General features: G+C 39.1%; 13 protein-coding genes and 6 pseudogenes. 10 read left to right on the plus strand and 9 right to left on the minus strand.

What is annotated here, in order from left to right; genetic code table 11:
• Positions 1-25 precede the first annotated feature (25 nt).
• The 3 genes from JEU79_RS19075 to JEU79_RS19085 form a co-directional block, all read right to left on the minus strand.
• Entirely contained in the window at positions 26-370 is a 345-nt protein-coding gene (locus JEU79_RS19075) for a hypothetical protein (protein WP_198264664.1), read from the minus strand.
• 135 nt (positions 371-505) lie between these two features.
• Positions 506-703 carry a hypothetical protein gene (locus JEU79_RS19080; protein ID WP_198265383.1) on the minus strand — a complete coding sequence of 66 codons (198 nt, stop codon included), beginning with the start codon at positions 701-703 and terminating at the stop codon, positions 506-508.
• Positions 704-737: 34 nt separating this feature from the next.
• Complete coding sequence (locus JEU79_RS19085) at positions 738-1,160, minus strand: hypothetical protein (protein ID WP_198265384.1); 423 nt, start codon at positions 1,158-1,160, stop codon at positions 738-740.
• Positions 1,161-1,626: 466 nt separating this feature from the next.
• On the opposite strand from JEU79_RS19085, the gene JEU79_RS28850 reads away from it, so the two are divergent.
• The 5 genes from JEU79_RS28850 (at position 1,627) to JEU79_RS27685 (ending at position 4,288) form a co-directional block, all read left to right on the plus strand.
• Positions 1,627-1,830 carry a transposase gene (locus tag JEU79_RS28850; RefSeq protein ID WP_484637336.1) on the plus strand — a complete coding sequence of 68 codons (204 nt, stop codon included), beginning with the start codon at positions 1,627-1,629 and terminating at the stop codon, positions 1,828-1,830.
• Positions 1,831-1,999: 169 nt separating this feature from the next.
• Positions 2,000-2,329, plus strand: coding sequence for an IS66 family insertion sequence element accessory protein TnpA (gene tnpA / locus JEU79_RS19090; protein ID WP_198265385.1), 330 nt, complete (start codon positions 2,000-2,002; stop codon positions 2,327-2,329).
• Positions 2,326-2,691, plus strand: a complete 366-nt coding sequence (gene tnpB / locus JEU79_RS19095) for an IS66 family insertion sequence element accessory protein TnpB (protein ID WP_198262804.1) — start codon at positions 2,326-2,328, stop codon at positions 2,689-2,691. Before tnpA (JEU79_RS19090) ends, tnpB (JEU79_RS19095) begins: the two co-directional genes overlap by 4 nt.
• Before the next feature lie 105 nt (positions 2,692-2,796).
• A complete protein-coding gene (gene tnpC, locus JEU79_RS19100) occupies positions 2,797-3,840 on the plus strand; it encodes an IS66 family transposase (RefSeq protein WP_281400984.1) in 1,044 nt (347 codons plus the stop codon).
• 49 nt (positions 3,841-3,889) lie between these two features.
• Positions 3,890-4,288, plus strand: coding sequence for an IS66 family transposase (locus tag JEU79_RS27685; protein ID WP_281401081.1), 399 nt, complete (start codon positions 3,890-3,892; stop codon positions 4,286-4,288).
• A gap of 236 nt (positions 4,289-4,524) precedes the next feature.
• Here JEU79_RS27685 and JEU79_RS19105 read toward each other — a convergent pair whose 3' ends face one another.
• Positions 4,525-5,082, minus strand: coding sequence for a hypothetical protein (locus JEU79_RS19105; RefSeq protein WP_198265386.1), 558 nt, complete (start codon positions 5,080-5,082; stop codon positions 4,525-4,527).
• 61 nt (positions 5,083-5,143) lie between these two features.
• Between JEU79_RS19105 and JEU79_RS28855 the strand changes: the two are divergent.
• From JEU79_RS28855 to JEU79_RS19130, 3 pseudogenes are all read left to right on the plus strand, one after another.
• A pseudogene (locus JEU79_RS28855) lies at positions 5,144-6,202 on the plus strand (IS3 family transposase); the annotation flags it as partial.
• Between the two features lie 620 nt (positions 6,203-6,822).
• A pseudogene (locus JEU79_RS19125) lies at positions 6,823-7,984 on the plus strand (IS3 family transposase).
• Between the two features lie 581 nt (positions 7,985-8,565).
• Positions 8,566-9,102: pseudogene (locus JEU79_RS19130) on the plus strand (IS30 family transposase); the annotation flags it as partial.
• Positions 9,103-9,388: 286 nt separating this feature from the next.
• Here JEU79_RS19130 and JEU79_RS19135 read toward each other — a convergent pair.
• From JEU79_RS19135 to JEU79_RS28860, 5 genes and pseudogenes are all read right to left on the minus strand, one after another.
• A pseudogene (locus tag JEU79_RS19135) lies at positions 9,389-9,667 on the minus strand (IS3 family transposase); the annotation flags it as partial.
• A gap of 28 nt (positions 9,668-9,695) precedes the next feature.
• Positions 9,696-11,223 (minus strand): annotated as a pseudogene (tnpC, locus tag JEU79_RS19140) (IS66 family transposase).
• Between the two features lie 75 nt (positions 11,224-11,298).
• Complete coding sequence (tnpB, locus tag JEU79_RS19145; RefSeq protein WP_198262841.1) at positions 11,299-11,655, minus strand: IS66 family insertion sequence element accessory protein TnpB; 357 nt, start codon at positions 11,653-11,655, stop codon at positions 11,299-11,301.
• Positions 11,652-11,975, minus strand: coding sequence for an IS66 family insertion sequence element accessory protein TnpA (gene tnpA / locus JEU79_RS19150; RefSeq protein WP_198262602.1), 324 nt, complete (start codon positions 11,973-11,975; stop codon positions 11,652-11,654). Before tnpA (JEU79_RS19150) ends, tnpB (JEU79_RS19145) begins: the two co-directional genes overlap by 4 nt.
• An 84-nt stretch (positions 11,976-12,059) precedes the next feature.
• Positions 12,060-12,941: pseudogene (locus JEU79_RS28860) on the minus strand (IS3 family transposase); the annotation flags it as partial.
• A gap of 231 nt (positions 12,942-13,172) precedes the next feature.
• Between JEU79_RS28860 and JEU79_RS19170 the strand changes: the two are divergent.
• Both JEU79_RS19170 and JEU79_RS19175 read left to right on the plus strand, forming a co-directional pair.
• The gene (locus JEU79_RS19170; protein WP_198265390.1) at positions 13,173-13,508 is read left to right on the plus strand and encodes a hypothetical protein; all 336 of its coding nucleotides are present in this window, start codon (positions 13,173-13,175) and stop codon (positions 13,506-13,508) included.
• Positions 13,509-13,591: 83 nt separating this feature from the next.
• Complete coding sequence (locus JEU79_RS19175) at positions 13,592-14,140, plus strand: hypothetical protein (RefSeq protein ID WP_198265391.1); 549 nt, start codon at positions 13,592-13,594, stop codon at positions 14,138-14,140.
• Positions 14,141-14,202: the final 62 nt, after the last annotated feature.

Raw genomic sequence — 14,202 nt, forward strand, 5'->3', positions numbered from 1 at the left:
TCGACGCATTTTCCCTAAAATAGGTTTATTTTCTTATTTTTACAGGTCTCATCTCCTCATAATCGTCTCTGTACAATAAAAAATCCATTAAATGTTCCCAGGAGTCCATCACAAAAAAGGTAATAACCCCTCTGAACTTTTCCCACATTAATTTTTTAGAGCCAAACTTTTTACGACAAGCTTGATAAGCCCCATCGGTTAATTCAAAAATTTGATGGAAATAAAAAGCCAGCAAGGTTAACAGATACATATTAAAGCTCAGGTGCTTCTTCCCATGACCATAATTATGCTCAATGTGATAGCCTTGGTTCTTTAATGTGTTGAAACATTCGTTTTCTATTTTCCAACGACATCGACCCGCCTGGGTCATTGTTTGAATATTATGTTCACTGATCTTTATGTCGGTGACCCAGCTATTTCGGTAGATAATTTTCCCTGCGGTATTGGTGAGGGTATATTCAAAAAAGTTAACTTCAATGGCATTTTTTCGCCATGTAAAGGGACATTATTTTTCCATCGATAATGATGTTGGTGCCCTTTTTTCGTCAATCCAGTCCATTGATGGGAGTTCAGAAAATGCTTCAAGCCATTCAAATAAATATGTGTGATCACCAGGTTTGGCAACCAATAAATAATGCATCATTTCTTCAATTATATCTTCTATCATAGGTTGATGTGACATCAAACCATCACCACAAATCATAAATCCTTGTCTTGGATGTGCTTTTTTAGATTGGCTATAAAACGTTTGGCTGCATTACTTTCACAATCCTGTTTTTTGTACCATCCGTATTTTGTATTGCTTCAGGCATGACAGGGAGCACTTGTTTTTTATCGGGGTGCATAATGGCACCTTGTAAAACAGCATGACTGTAGGTTATTTCACCCGTTCTATGTTCTTTATGAAGACAACAGTCACAATGGATTTGCTTAGAGGAATAATATTGCGTGCCATCAATAACACAAAGCAATGTGTTGGGTAATATGGCATACTCTTCAAGATGCTTATGTCGTCTGAGTCGTTCAAATAAATCTTTAAATGCAGGTGCAAATGTTTTAGAGGGTATGAGATCCAAAATGTCTCTTAGTTGACTATTTTTAGGAATTTTTTCAACATTAAAAAGAGTGCGTAAATTATTTTGATTCTGTTCCTCTTCCATCTGTTTCTGAAATTCACTTAAAGAGGATCTTGAAAATACATGCAGGCAAAAGCACTCTCATGTTGACTGTAATCACACTTTCCTTGTACTCGGCTATCTTTGATTGCATGAAAGTGCAATGAGATGGCCTGTTTCAGGGCAGAAAAACTTAAATGTTTTTTTTGCTGACTTAAAGAGGCCAAAATTCACAGTACCAAGCATATAAAAGGGAAATATTTTTTAACATGAAGTCATTCAACCAATTGAAAAACAAGAGTTTGATCTCTTGTTTCTCAAAATGCAAGCTTTTTATTCGATTTTTTTAATTTTGCTAAAGTTACTGCGAAAAGTTTTTTTATTTCTGCTTGGTAAGTACCACTACAACTCAATTGTTCATCTCAGCGAGAATTGCTGATTCCCTTGGTTGGTAGAAGACCTCGCTAAACTGAGTTCAAAGCAATAGCAGTTAATCAGCGCACTGGAATTATTGCGACTCGAAGAGTATTTGCCTTATTACTGTGGCTGTGTAGGACGACCATCTGCAGAACCTTCAGTGATTGCCAGAGCCTTTATTGCCAAGGCTGTTTATAACATGCCAACCACAATAATATTAATCGACAGATTAGAGTCTGATATCAAAATCAGGCGAATTTGTTATAAATACACATGTCTTATTATCTGGTATCAATAATTTATTTCCTTATCTACCAAAATGACCTTATAAGTATTCTCTATTTTTTACAATGATACAAATCATGCTTTCATTTGGTTTTATAGTAAGCGCTTAACCATCTAGCGTTATTCAAAAAATATCTCCCCTGCCTCATAATCAATCCATCGATTAATTATGAGACATATCAATGAAACCAGAAACCCAAGCCAACTCAAAACAATTTTGGCAAGACCACGTTAATCAATGGAATGAAAACAGTATCAGCCAGGCATCCTATTGTCAGGAACATGGGCTATCCATCAAACGTTTTGGCTATTACAAGCGTAAGTTGCTGGGTGCAACAACGCAAACCAGTGCGATGACAAAGGGGAATGGTTTTATTCAACTATCTTCCCCGACACACTATTCAGCCCGCACCTCAGCATTAATTGTAGAATTACCCAATCAGCTACGCATTGAAGGGGTGACTGCCGATAATGTACAGCTGGTAAAACAATTAGCAGGATTGTTCCAATGAAGTCAGCCATACTTCCATCACTCAGCCTGCCACAGGTGTATCTCTATCTGAAGCCTGTTGATTTTCGTAAAAGTTTTATTGGCCTCAGTGCCATTGTTGAATGTGAATTAGGTCATAATCCTTTTGCAGGCCATCTGTATGCCTTTACCAATCGTCAGCGTAATAAAATTAAATGCCTCTTCTGGGATAATACCGGTTTTGTACTCTATTACAAAAGTCTCTCAGAAGAAAAGTTCAAATGGCCAAAGGGTGAAGATGACCTGATGAATATCACCGGACAACAAATCAACTGGCTATTAGACGGCTATGATATCAGTGTCATGAAACCGCATAAGAAATTGCATTATGAGTCTGTATTTTAAGTACTTTTAGTCTATTTTTTGTTATAATAAAGCCATGCAAAACAAGGCTGAATCCACAAAAACGACTCTATATTTTCCGCTTTTTCACACGCGGACAAGAATGAATTGTTGAGTGTCATTGAACAGAAAAACCACCGTATAAAAATACTGGAAGAAGCCCTTCGTCTGGCTCGTAGTAAACGCTTTGCACCCAGCAGTGAAAAAAGTGATGGTCAGGAACGCTTATTTGATGAAGCTGAGCAGGCGGCTGACGATGAGGGGCTCCCTGAACCTAAAACCACTTCGCCTAAGAAGAAAGAAAAAACAGGCAGGAAGCCTTTCTCAAAGACTATTCCAAGAGTCCCTGTCTTCATCGATCTGACAGATGAAGAAAAAGCCGGTGCCATTGAGGTTTTTTACACTAAAGTCAGAGAAGAGCTGGATATCATTCCAGCTAAAGTCCAAATACTGGAATACTTCCAGGAAAAAGCCGTCTTTGCAGGCACCAATGACACAGACAGTCGTTCAATGAAAGCTGCGGTCATGCCAAAACATCCATTACCTAAATCAATGGGCAGTATTCACCTGATGGCACACATCATTATCTCAAAATATGCCGATGGTTTGCCTCTGTATCGAATGGAAGGCATATTATCACGCTATGGCGGCGATATAACCCGAGCCACCATGGCCAATTGGGCTATTAAACTGGCTCATCAGTTCCAGCCGCTCATCAACCTCATGCGAGAACATCAACTGTCGGGTGACATCATCCAAATGGATGAAACGGTGCTCAAAGTATTAAAAGAGCCGGGACTCAGTGCTCATTCGAACAAATACATGTGGGTCAGTCGTGGCGGGCCACCTGGACAACCCAGTGTGCTGTTTGAATACGATCCTTCTCGTAAGAAGGAAGTACCACTGCGCCTGCTTGATGGCTTTAGCGGCTATCTGCAAACCGATGGCTATGCCGGTTACAATGCCGTGTGTGCACAAAATAATGCCACATCGGTCGGCTGCTGGGATCACACTCGCCGTAAATTCAAAGATTCTCAGACGGCACAACCAAAGAAAAAGAGCAATCAAAAGCCTACAAAAGCCGATGTGGCACTGGCCCATATCAATAAGCTGTATTTAATTGAGCGTGAGATAAAAAGAAGCCAGTGTTAATGAAAAATTTAAGGTTCGTCAGAAACAGAGCCTGCCGCTTCTTGAGAAAATAAGAACATGGGTCGATAACACCCTGGGCAAAGTGCCGAACGACAGCTTGACAGGAAAAGCACTCACCTATATTAATAATCAATGGCCTAAGCTGACTGTTTATTGTGAAGATGGTCGGTTGAATATCAGTAATGTGCTGGCAGAAAATGCTATCCGTCCATTCTGCGTGGGTAGAAAGGCCTGGTTATTTTCAGATACGCCAAAGGGTGCACATGCCAGTGCAGTTCATTATAGTTTTATTGAAACCGCTAAGGCCAATGATATTGAGCCATATGCGTATATGGTCTATGTATTAACCCAATTACCTTATGCGGATACGGTTGAAAAGCTGGAAGCATTGCTTCCCTGGAATTTTAAAAAATCAGAATTGGAAAAGGTAAAGAACGCTGTTCGTTAAGCGCTTACGTTTTATAAATCAAACAATATAAGAGTCTCCTTATGTTTCAGGCTGTTGATAATAAGAGATAAAGACAATTCTGTTTTTTAAATCGGGAAGAAATCACCTAAAATATTATTTTTTCTAAACATATATTGATGCTGTAAGGCAATGTAAAGAGCCAGCATATTCTAGAGTGGGTGAATAAATAAACTCAGTCTTAAAACCATGCTTTTTGAGTGCATTTCTTGTCCTAATCAAATCTTCTTTTTAGTAATATCATACTTTGGAATCAATAACCGTCGATCAATTTGAATCCAGTTGAGCAAACTGGCATATTGCTCATTAATACTACGAATTGGAATTTTTAAAATCTTAGCATCTGGTTTATATAATTTTAATTTCTTAATCAACTGCATACTTGTATCACGATCATCACTTGATGAAAGGTTCCATGCTACAGCAAATAAGTTATCGCCTAGAACACGTATATGAATATCAGCATGACCTGTAATTTCATTCTTAAATCCAGAAAAAACCAACCAGTGATGAACTCCAAAAACAACTTTAAAATTATCCAAATCTTTGGTAGCTAAATTGTTTTGCGTCAATACATCATCAGTGACTATTATTAACCCATTTGAACCTGTAACCATATTTCCTTGAGCTAAGAATTCTATCGGCGAAAATGGGTGTTTATCAGCACAAATCAAACTGAATAATTGATCATCATTGGGACGGTCCATTTTTTCAATACGTGGAATACACCATTGTATTTTATGACCATTAATGTGGCTATACTTAACCGGACACACAACTTAAAACAACTAAAAGATAAAAAGTGTGACCTAAAATGAATGATCAAACAAAAAACCTGCCAGGGAGCTAGGTGTTAATGTAAATACTCTACATACCTGGATCAGTAAATATTCCAAACCGGTGAAGACGGTAGCCAATAGAAGTGATGAACACATTTATGATGAAGTAAAACGTCTGAAAAAAGAATTGGCAAAAGTGATTCAGGAGCGTGATTTATTAAAAAGGCCACAGCGTACTTTGCAAGGGAAACTTTGTGAAGTACGCATGGATAACTGATCAGGCTAAAGATTACCCGGTAACGATTCTGTGCCGTTTTATGGATGTTTCCCGTAGTTGCTATTATGATTGGGTTAGCTCTCCTAAAACGGATAGAGAGAAAGAAAATGAAGCGCTTACTGAGCAGCTAAAAAACTGTTTGAAGACAGTCGCAAGACTTATGGAACCCGTCGTCTTAAAAGAAAACTGGCTGAAAAAGGCGTTCATATAAGCCGCCGGAGAATTGGTCGATTAATGAAAAAAGCCGGTTTGTTTTGTAAAACGAAGAGACGCTTTAAAGCGACGACTAATTCCAAGCATAATAAGCGTATATCTCCAAATTTACTGGAAAGAGAGTTTACTGTCTCTCAACCTGATCGCTACTATGTGGGTGATATTACCTATATTGCCACCAAGGAAGGCTGGTTATATTTAGCGGTTGTCATTGACTTATTCTCTAGGCAAATTGTTGGCTGGTCGATGGATGAGCGAATGAAAGCCAAGCTAGTCAATGATGCTTTACTGATGGCCATATGGAAGCGTAAACCAATGGATGGATTGCTTTGGCATACTGACCGAGGTAGCCAATATGCCTCTGATAGTCATAGAAAAATATTGTCGGATCATAACATAATTCAGTCTATGAGCCGCAAAGGAAATTGCTGGGACAATGCTGTATCAGAGAGCTTCTTTCATAGTTTGAAAACTGAATTGACGCACCATTGTCGATTCAAAACCAGAGTAGAAGCAAAGCAGGCAATATTTGAATATATTGAGGTATTTTATAATCGGGAGCGACTTCATTCGGCTAATGATTATTTGTCACCAGTCGATTATGAAATACAGCAGGAAATAGCTTAAATCGATTGATTGAAGAGGGGTAAAAGGCGACATAAATGCCGCCCATTACCGTTGACGGCCATCGGCTCCTCAGCCTGTGCCGTGAAGATATTGTAACAGGATCATTACCGTTGTGAAAATACCTTGGGTGAATGGAACGGCTCTATCGTTCCAGAGGGCAAAGCCCTTTCTCTTCATCTGTTTAAAGTTAACATGAGAAACTAAAATGATAGGAAATACAAAATGACAAAAATCACTTGAAACAGCCAAAAAATATTTAGAAAACTGTCCGGAAAAGTGTTGACACATCATTACCCGCTTTCCAGGAAGTGGTTTTGGATTAGAATTACTTGTTGGACTTTTTATTCTTCGTTTACCAATACGACCTTCAATTTTTTCTTATTCATTTCATTGTTATATCCAGGCTTCACATATCGCCGGCGCCCACCTAGCTCGGAAGCAATTGACGTAACAGGTGATGATACGAAAGCGGTGGTCGCTATCAGTAATGCTTTTGTCGTTTTATTTAAACACATTTTCTCTTCCTCTGTATTATAAATTTTTATTGGTATAATGTGGCTATACTTAACCGGACACACAACTTAAAATAACTAAAAGATAAAAAGTGTGACCTAAAATGAATGATCAAACAAAAAAAACCGAATAAAAGCTATACATCAGAATTTAAAGAATCAGCTGTCAAATTAGCTAATGAGACGGATCAACCCGTTTCTCAGACTGCCAGGGAGCTAGGTGTTAATGTAAATACTCTACATACCTGGATCAGTAAATATTCCAAACCGGTGAAGACGGTAGCCAATAGAAGTGATGAACACATTTATGATGAAGTAAAACGTCTGAAAAAAGAATTGGCAAAAGTGATTCAGGAGCGTGATTTATTAAAAAGGCCACAGCGTACTTTGCAAGGGAAACTTTGTGAAGTACGCATGGATAACTGATCAGGCTAAAGATTACCCGGTAACGATTCTGTGCCGTTTTATGGATGTTTCCCGTAGTTGCTATTATGATTGGGTTAGCTCTCCTAAAACGGATAGAGAGAAAGAAAAATGAAGAAGCGCTTACTGAGCAGCTAAAAAACTGTTTGAAGACAGTCGCAAGACTTATGGAACCCGTCGTCTTAAAAGAAAACTGGCTGAAAAAGGCGTTCATATAAGCCGCCGGAGAATTGGTCGATTAATGAAAAAAGCCGGTTTGTTTTGTAAAACGAAGAGACGCTTTAAAGCGACGACTAATTCCAAGCATAATAAGCGTATATCTCCAAATTTACTGGAAAGAGAGTTTGCTGTCTCTCAACCTGATCGCTACTATGTGGGTGATATTACCTATATTGCCACCAAGGAAGGCTGGTTATATTTAGCGGTTGTCATTGACTTATTCTCTAGGCAAATTGTTGGCTGGTCGATGGATGAGCGAATGAAAGCCAAGCTAGTCAATGATGCTTTACTGATGGCCATATGGAAGCGTAAACCAATGGATGGATTGCTTTGGCATACTGACCGAGGTAGCCAATATGCCTCTGATAGTCATAGAAAAATATTGTCGGATCATAACATAATTCAGTCTATGAGCCGCAAAGGAAATTGCTGGGACAATGCTGTATCAGAGAGCTTCTTTCATAGTTTGAAAACTGAATTGACGCACCATTGTCGATTCAAAACCAGAGTAGAAGCAAAGCAGGCAATATTTGAATATATTGAGGTATTTTATAATCGGGAGCGACTTCATTCGGCTAATGATTATTTGTCACCAGTCGATTATGAAATACAGCAGGAAATAGCTTAAATCGATTGATTGAAGAGGGGTAAAAGGCGACATAAATGCCGCCCATTACCGTTGACGGCCATCGGCTCCTCAGCCTGTGCCGTGAAGATATTGTAACAGGATCATTACCGTTGTGAAAATACCTTGGGTGAATGGAACGGCTCTATCGTTCCAGAGGGCAAAGCCCTTTCTCTTCATCTGTTTAAAGTTAACATGAGAAACTAAAATGATAGGAAATACAAAATGACAAAAATCACTTGAAACAGCCAAAAAAATATTTAGAAAACTGTCCGGAAAAGTGTTGACACATCAGTATACCCTAAAAGAGTAAGCCGCACACAAAGTAAAAATAATAATACTTAGATTCAACTCATAAGTGCAACACTATTTGGTTGTATTTGTGATATTTGCTGGTTTATCGCTGGCTCATGAAATTCCCGGGGTGGCCGAGCGTAGCGATGGCCACCCCGGGAATTTCATGAGCCAACCGACGCGCCTGACGGCGCTACTAAAAAAATCATAAGTACAGCAATGATTTGCTCGAAAAAATGGCCAATTGCTTGTAAAATCGGCCATTTTCTCCTGCAAGAGTAAAGTGACTTATGAGAACTTACAAGCAATTGACACAAGAACAAAGATACTACATTTCGACTGAGATTAAAAATGGCATTTCCCAGTCTAAAATTGCTCAGGCGATTGAGGTGAGTAAATCTACTATATGCCGTGAAATTAAACGCAACGCTGGTTTACGTGGCTATCGATTTAAGCAAGCTCAAGAAAAAGCCGTTAAGCGTCGCTACAATGCTTCTAAAGCAATTAAAATGACGGATGACATGATTGCCCTTATTGATGAAAAGCTTTCACAGCACCAGTGGAGTCCTGAACAGATATCAGGTTGGTTACTGAATGACAAAATGCTACTTCTTAGCCATGAACGTATTTATCAACACATATGGGATGATAAGAAGCAAGGTGGTGATTTACATCAGTATTTAAGGCGTCAGGGAAAGAAATACCAAAAGCGTGGTAGTAACGGTAAAAGCAGTCGAGGACAAATAATTAATCGAATTTCCATTGATGACCGTCCTAAGATTGTTGATGATAAACGTCGTGTTGGTGACTGGGAAATTGATATGATGTGTCAACACTTTTCCGGACAGTTTTCTAAATATTTTTTTGGCTGTTTCAAGTGATTTTTGTCATTTTGTATTTCCTATCATTTTAGTTTCTCATGTTAACTTTAAACAGATGAAGAGAAAGGGCTTTGCCCTCTGGAACGATAGAGCCGTTCCATTCACCCAAGGTATTTTCACAACGGTAATGATCCTGTTACAATATCTTCACGGCACAGGCTGAGGAGCCGATGGCCGTCAACGGTAATGGGCGGCATTTATGTCGCCTTTTACCCCTCTTCAATCAATCGATTTAAGCTATTTTCTGCTGTATTTCATAATCGACTGGTGACAAATAATCATTAGCCGAATGAAGTCGCTCCCGATTATAAAATACCTCAATATATTCAAATATTGCCTGCTTTGCTTCTACTCTGGTTTTGAATCGACAATGGTGCGTCAATTCAGTTTTCAAACTATGAAAGAAGCTCTCTGATACAGCATTGTCCCAGCAATTTCCTTTGCGGCTCATAGACTGAATTATGTTATGATCCGACAATATTTTTCTATGACTATCAGAGGCATATTGGGTATACGTCAAAACTTCCCACGTTGACGTATCATTCCACTTTATTTAAAGGCTGAATTTTTTCAGTCAAATTCCATGGCAACAATTGCTCTAAAGCCTCATCATCATAATGCCTGCCCAGCTTAGGTAACTCAGTCAGAATGTGTGTTAAAAAGGCAAAGGGCTCTAGGTTGTTTGCTTTCGCTGTTTGCACGATTGAATATAAAATAGCACTGGCCTCAGCACCACGAGGATTTTGGTTCATGACCCAGTTTTTGCGCCCAATCACAAAGGGTTTGATCCGCCGCTCTGCCATATTATTATCAATCTGGAGGTTGCCCTCTTCAAGATAGACAGTCAGATACTTCCATTGATTGATCACATAACGAATAGCGACACCCAACTTACTGTCTTTTGTTGTTTTAGTCACTTTATCATCACACCACTTTTTAAAGTCATCCAGTAGTGGTTTGCTTTTTTCCTGACGGATCAGGTAACGTTGTTCAGCATTGAGCGGTTTGATTTGTTTTTCAATCGCATACAATTTAGCAATTTTACTGATCGCCATTTGTACCATGCCAGGCTTTTTCTGACTGTTCTTGGGTAATGCTTTTAAGGCATCATGGAACTTGCGACGAGCATGTGCCATGCAGCCTAATAAAGTGACTTCACTGTTCTCATTTTCGAATATATGATAACCGGGAAAGCCATCCGTTTGCAGGTAACCTGAAAACCCCGTTAAAAAGGTTTTGGCATGTTGGCCTGCACGAGTAGGCTGATACTCATACAAAACAATGGGACACTTGGAATGATAGCCGCCACTTTGATAGAGCCACATATAAGATTTAGGGCAATTCTCACGTCCATCATGGATCACTCGCATCGTTGTTTCATCGGCCTGGATGATTTTCTGCCTAATGAGATAATACAACAACCGATTATAAAAGGGTTTGAGTAATTCAGCTGATTTAAGCACCCAGTTGGACATACTGGCTCTGGAAAGTGTTATCTTATAGCGTTTAAATATCGCTTCCTGTCGATAGAGAGGCAAGCTGTCTAGGAATTTAGAAACAATGATATAGGCCAGCAGGCTGGGTGATGCAAAACTTCTAGGAATGGGCTGTGCAGGCTTAGGAGCAGTTTTAACGCCTTCCTCACAAGCACGACAGGCATATTTAACCTGAACATGTTCTACAACATATACCTGAGCAGGAACAATTTCCAGTTGCTCTGAGGTCTCTTCACCAATTTCATGCAAGTGATGACCGCAGTCACAGACTTGTTCTGCTTCAGATAACTCATGACGAACAACTTTACGAGGTAGGTCTTTAGGTAAAGGCTTACGACCGGGCTTTTACGCTCATAAGTAATGGTTTCACGGACTTCCGGTGCTTCTTCGGCGAACGTTTCTGCCTCATTAAAGAAGTCGGGGTGGGCTTCTTTTCACTGGAAGTACCAAACCGTTTGTGTTGCAACAGACGAAATTGTTCCTCATACCAGTCCACTTTTGACTGGAGTTCAAGCACCCTGTTTTTGAGCGTTGGTATCTCTTCTGGTAGTATTTTGTCTGTTGAACTCATGCGTTATATTATACTAAAAATGAGCGTTAAATGCTTGTATTTATTCTGTTTAATGCGCATCTAAAGGGACTTTTTTTAGTTGTTTTCCAGACCATGAATTTCAGGGTGAGCATGGTGTTGTGTGCAAGATAAACCATCCAGTAACCACTGTAATTCTCTCAGTGTTAACGAAAGAGTGGGTTGTTCTTTTTCCATCGGCCACTGGAATTTCCCTTTTTCAAGTGTACGATAGTAAAGCCAGAAACCATTACGCTCCCAGTACAGTATTTTAAGTTTATCTCGCTGACGATTACAAAAAACAAAGACACTGCCATCAAAGGGATTGTGTTCCAATTGCTCTGAGACAATCAGTGATAGCCCATTGGTTGCTTTTCTCATATCGGTAACACCAGAAACCAGATAAACCTGATTGACTGTGATGCCCGTTATCATGAAACAGTCCTGAGCAAATCCAGAATGGACTTGAGCTGATTCAGGTTCGTATCAGAATTGATTTCCAAACTGAAACCATTGGTATGGCTTACTTTAATTGCATTGCTTGTGGGGGAATTGGCCAGTAAATTAATGGGAATGAGTTGATTGTTGGTGTTGACCTGTTTTGATGAGCTAACATAACCCAACTTCTTTCGATAATAGCTAAAAATATGAGAGGGTATCTTATGTTGTTGACAATAAACTGCCTGGCTTAAGTTACTGGCTTGGCAGGCCTCTATGTGTTGCTTCATCGAAGCATCTTTTGAATGGTTGCTCATTTGTATCTCCAAATTACGAATTGAAGATCATAGTTTGAGCTAACTGAAGCTTATTGTGAACGTGGGTTTTAATTGACGTTTACCATATTGGCTACCTCGGTCAGTATGCCAAAGCAATCCATCCATTGGTTTACGCTTCCATATGGCCATCAGTAAAGCATCATTGACTAGCTTGGCTTTCATTCGCTCATCCATCGACCAGCCAATAATTTGCCTAGAGAATAAGTCAATGACAACCGCTAAATATAACCAGCCTTCCTTGGTGGCAATATAGGTAATATCACCCACATAGTAGCGATCAGGTTGAGAGACAGTAAACTCTCTTTCCAGTAAATTTGGAGATATACGCTTATTATGCTTGGAATTAGTCGTCGCTTTAAAGCGTCTCTTCGTTTTACAAAACAAACCGGCTTTTTTCATTAATCGACCAATTCTCCGGCGGCTTATATGAACGCCTTTTTCAGCCAGTTTTCTTTTAAGACGACGGGTTCCATAAGTCTTGCGACTGTCTTCAAACAGTTTTTTAGCTGCTCAGTAAGCGCTTCATTTTCTTTCTCTCTATCCGTTTTAGGAGAGCTAACCCAATCATAATAGCAACTACGGGAAACATCCATAAAACGGCACAGAATCGTTACCGGGTAATCTTTAGCCTGATCAGTTATCCATGCGTACTTTCCCTTGCAAAGTACGCTGTGGCCTTTTTAATAAATCACGCTCCTGAATCACTTTTGCCAATTCTTTTTTCAGACGTTTTACTTCATCATAAATGTGTTCATCACTTCTATTGGCTACCGTCTTCACCGGTTTGGAATATTTACTGATCCAGGTATGTAGAGTATTTACATTAACACCTAGCTCCCTGGCAGTCTGAGAAACGGGTTGATCCGTCTCATTAGCTAATTTGACAGCTGATTCTTTAAATTCTGATGTATAGCTTTTATTCGGTTTTTTTGTTTGATCATTCATTTTAGGTCACACTTTTTATCTTTTAGTTATTTTAAGTTGTGTGTCCGGTTAAGTATAGCCACATTATTTCAATTAACATAATAAAAATACTCTTTTAAAAAAATTTTGTTAAAACTTTCTATAAAAAACTCTTTGTAAAAATATGTTTAGCTAGTTTATCAGGGATATTGAACTTTATACAATAGACCCCATATTATTAATCATTTGAAGTTTTAAATAAGCGAGATGAGTATGCTACGAGTTTTAAATGTTGTTATTGATGGCGAGACCTATGCCGTCAATGTTGAAGAGGAAATGATACTCTCAGGTTCAACTTTGTTCAATAAAATGGATGAAGATATGAACAAGGGATGGACTTTAAGTAAAGAATTTGTGGAAAATCCTAATGTCACTCAACGTTGTCAAATTGTGGGTGATAAATTACTCACCGCCATTGAAGACGAAAATGAGCAAATGAAAACTATGATGGCAGGCTATATTCTTTCCAGAGTGCCTAATATTATGACCATCTATATTGATAATACCGGTGAAATATTTGAGACTCAACTTGAGTTAGCACCTCAATAATTAGCGCGTTATTAGTGAGTAACTCATTAATAGGCAAATAATAACTATTTAATTATTCATCTGTCAGGAAAAAACTTATGAGAATGAAGTCAAAATGGGGCAAAAGCGGTAAGACACGCTCCGTAGCAGATAATGCCAGTGCTGCTGCTTTTCTTACCTGGAGAATTGCTCAGGATGCCTTGCTGGATCTTGAGGACGAGCAGTATCAGACTGATAGCATGAGTCAAAGAATGGATGTGATTGTCGAATTCGTCATATTTCTTGCTCATATCGCTGACCGAATCACTTATGAACGCATGGATGTTGAAGAACGGCAGGAGTTTGTGACTGTAATGGTTAAACATTTGGCCAGAACACATCAGGCGAGTATGGAAGGCATTGCTGGTATCAAGGACTATAAAGAAGACTTTATCAATCTGGTTAATGAACGAATGTCCGACTATGCTGATATGCCCTATGAAGACGGTGAGCCAAGTTTTGTGATGAAGCGTTATCTCGGAACGCGCGTACAAGCTGTGATGGGGGAGCATTATAATAAATGGATCGAAACACAGGTATTAGAAATTAATGCGCCTACCGCGATTAAGCTCTTAAATAAAGCGATTGAAGATTTGTATAAACCGGCTTTTTAGGTTTAAACCTAAAATAATCAGTAGAATCGTAGCGAGAGCGACTTAGGTGCTGAAGATTAAGG

It is taken from the genome of sulfur-oxidizing endosymbiont of Gigantopelta aegis (genome assembly GCF_016097415.1).
GTDB lineage: Bacteria > Pseudomonadota > Gammaproteobacteria > GRL18 > GRL18 > GRL18.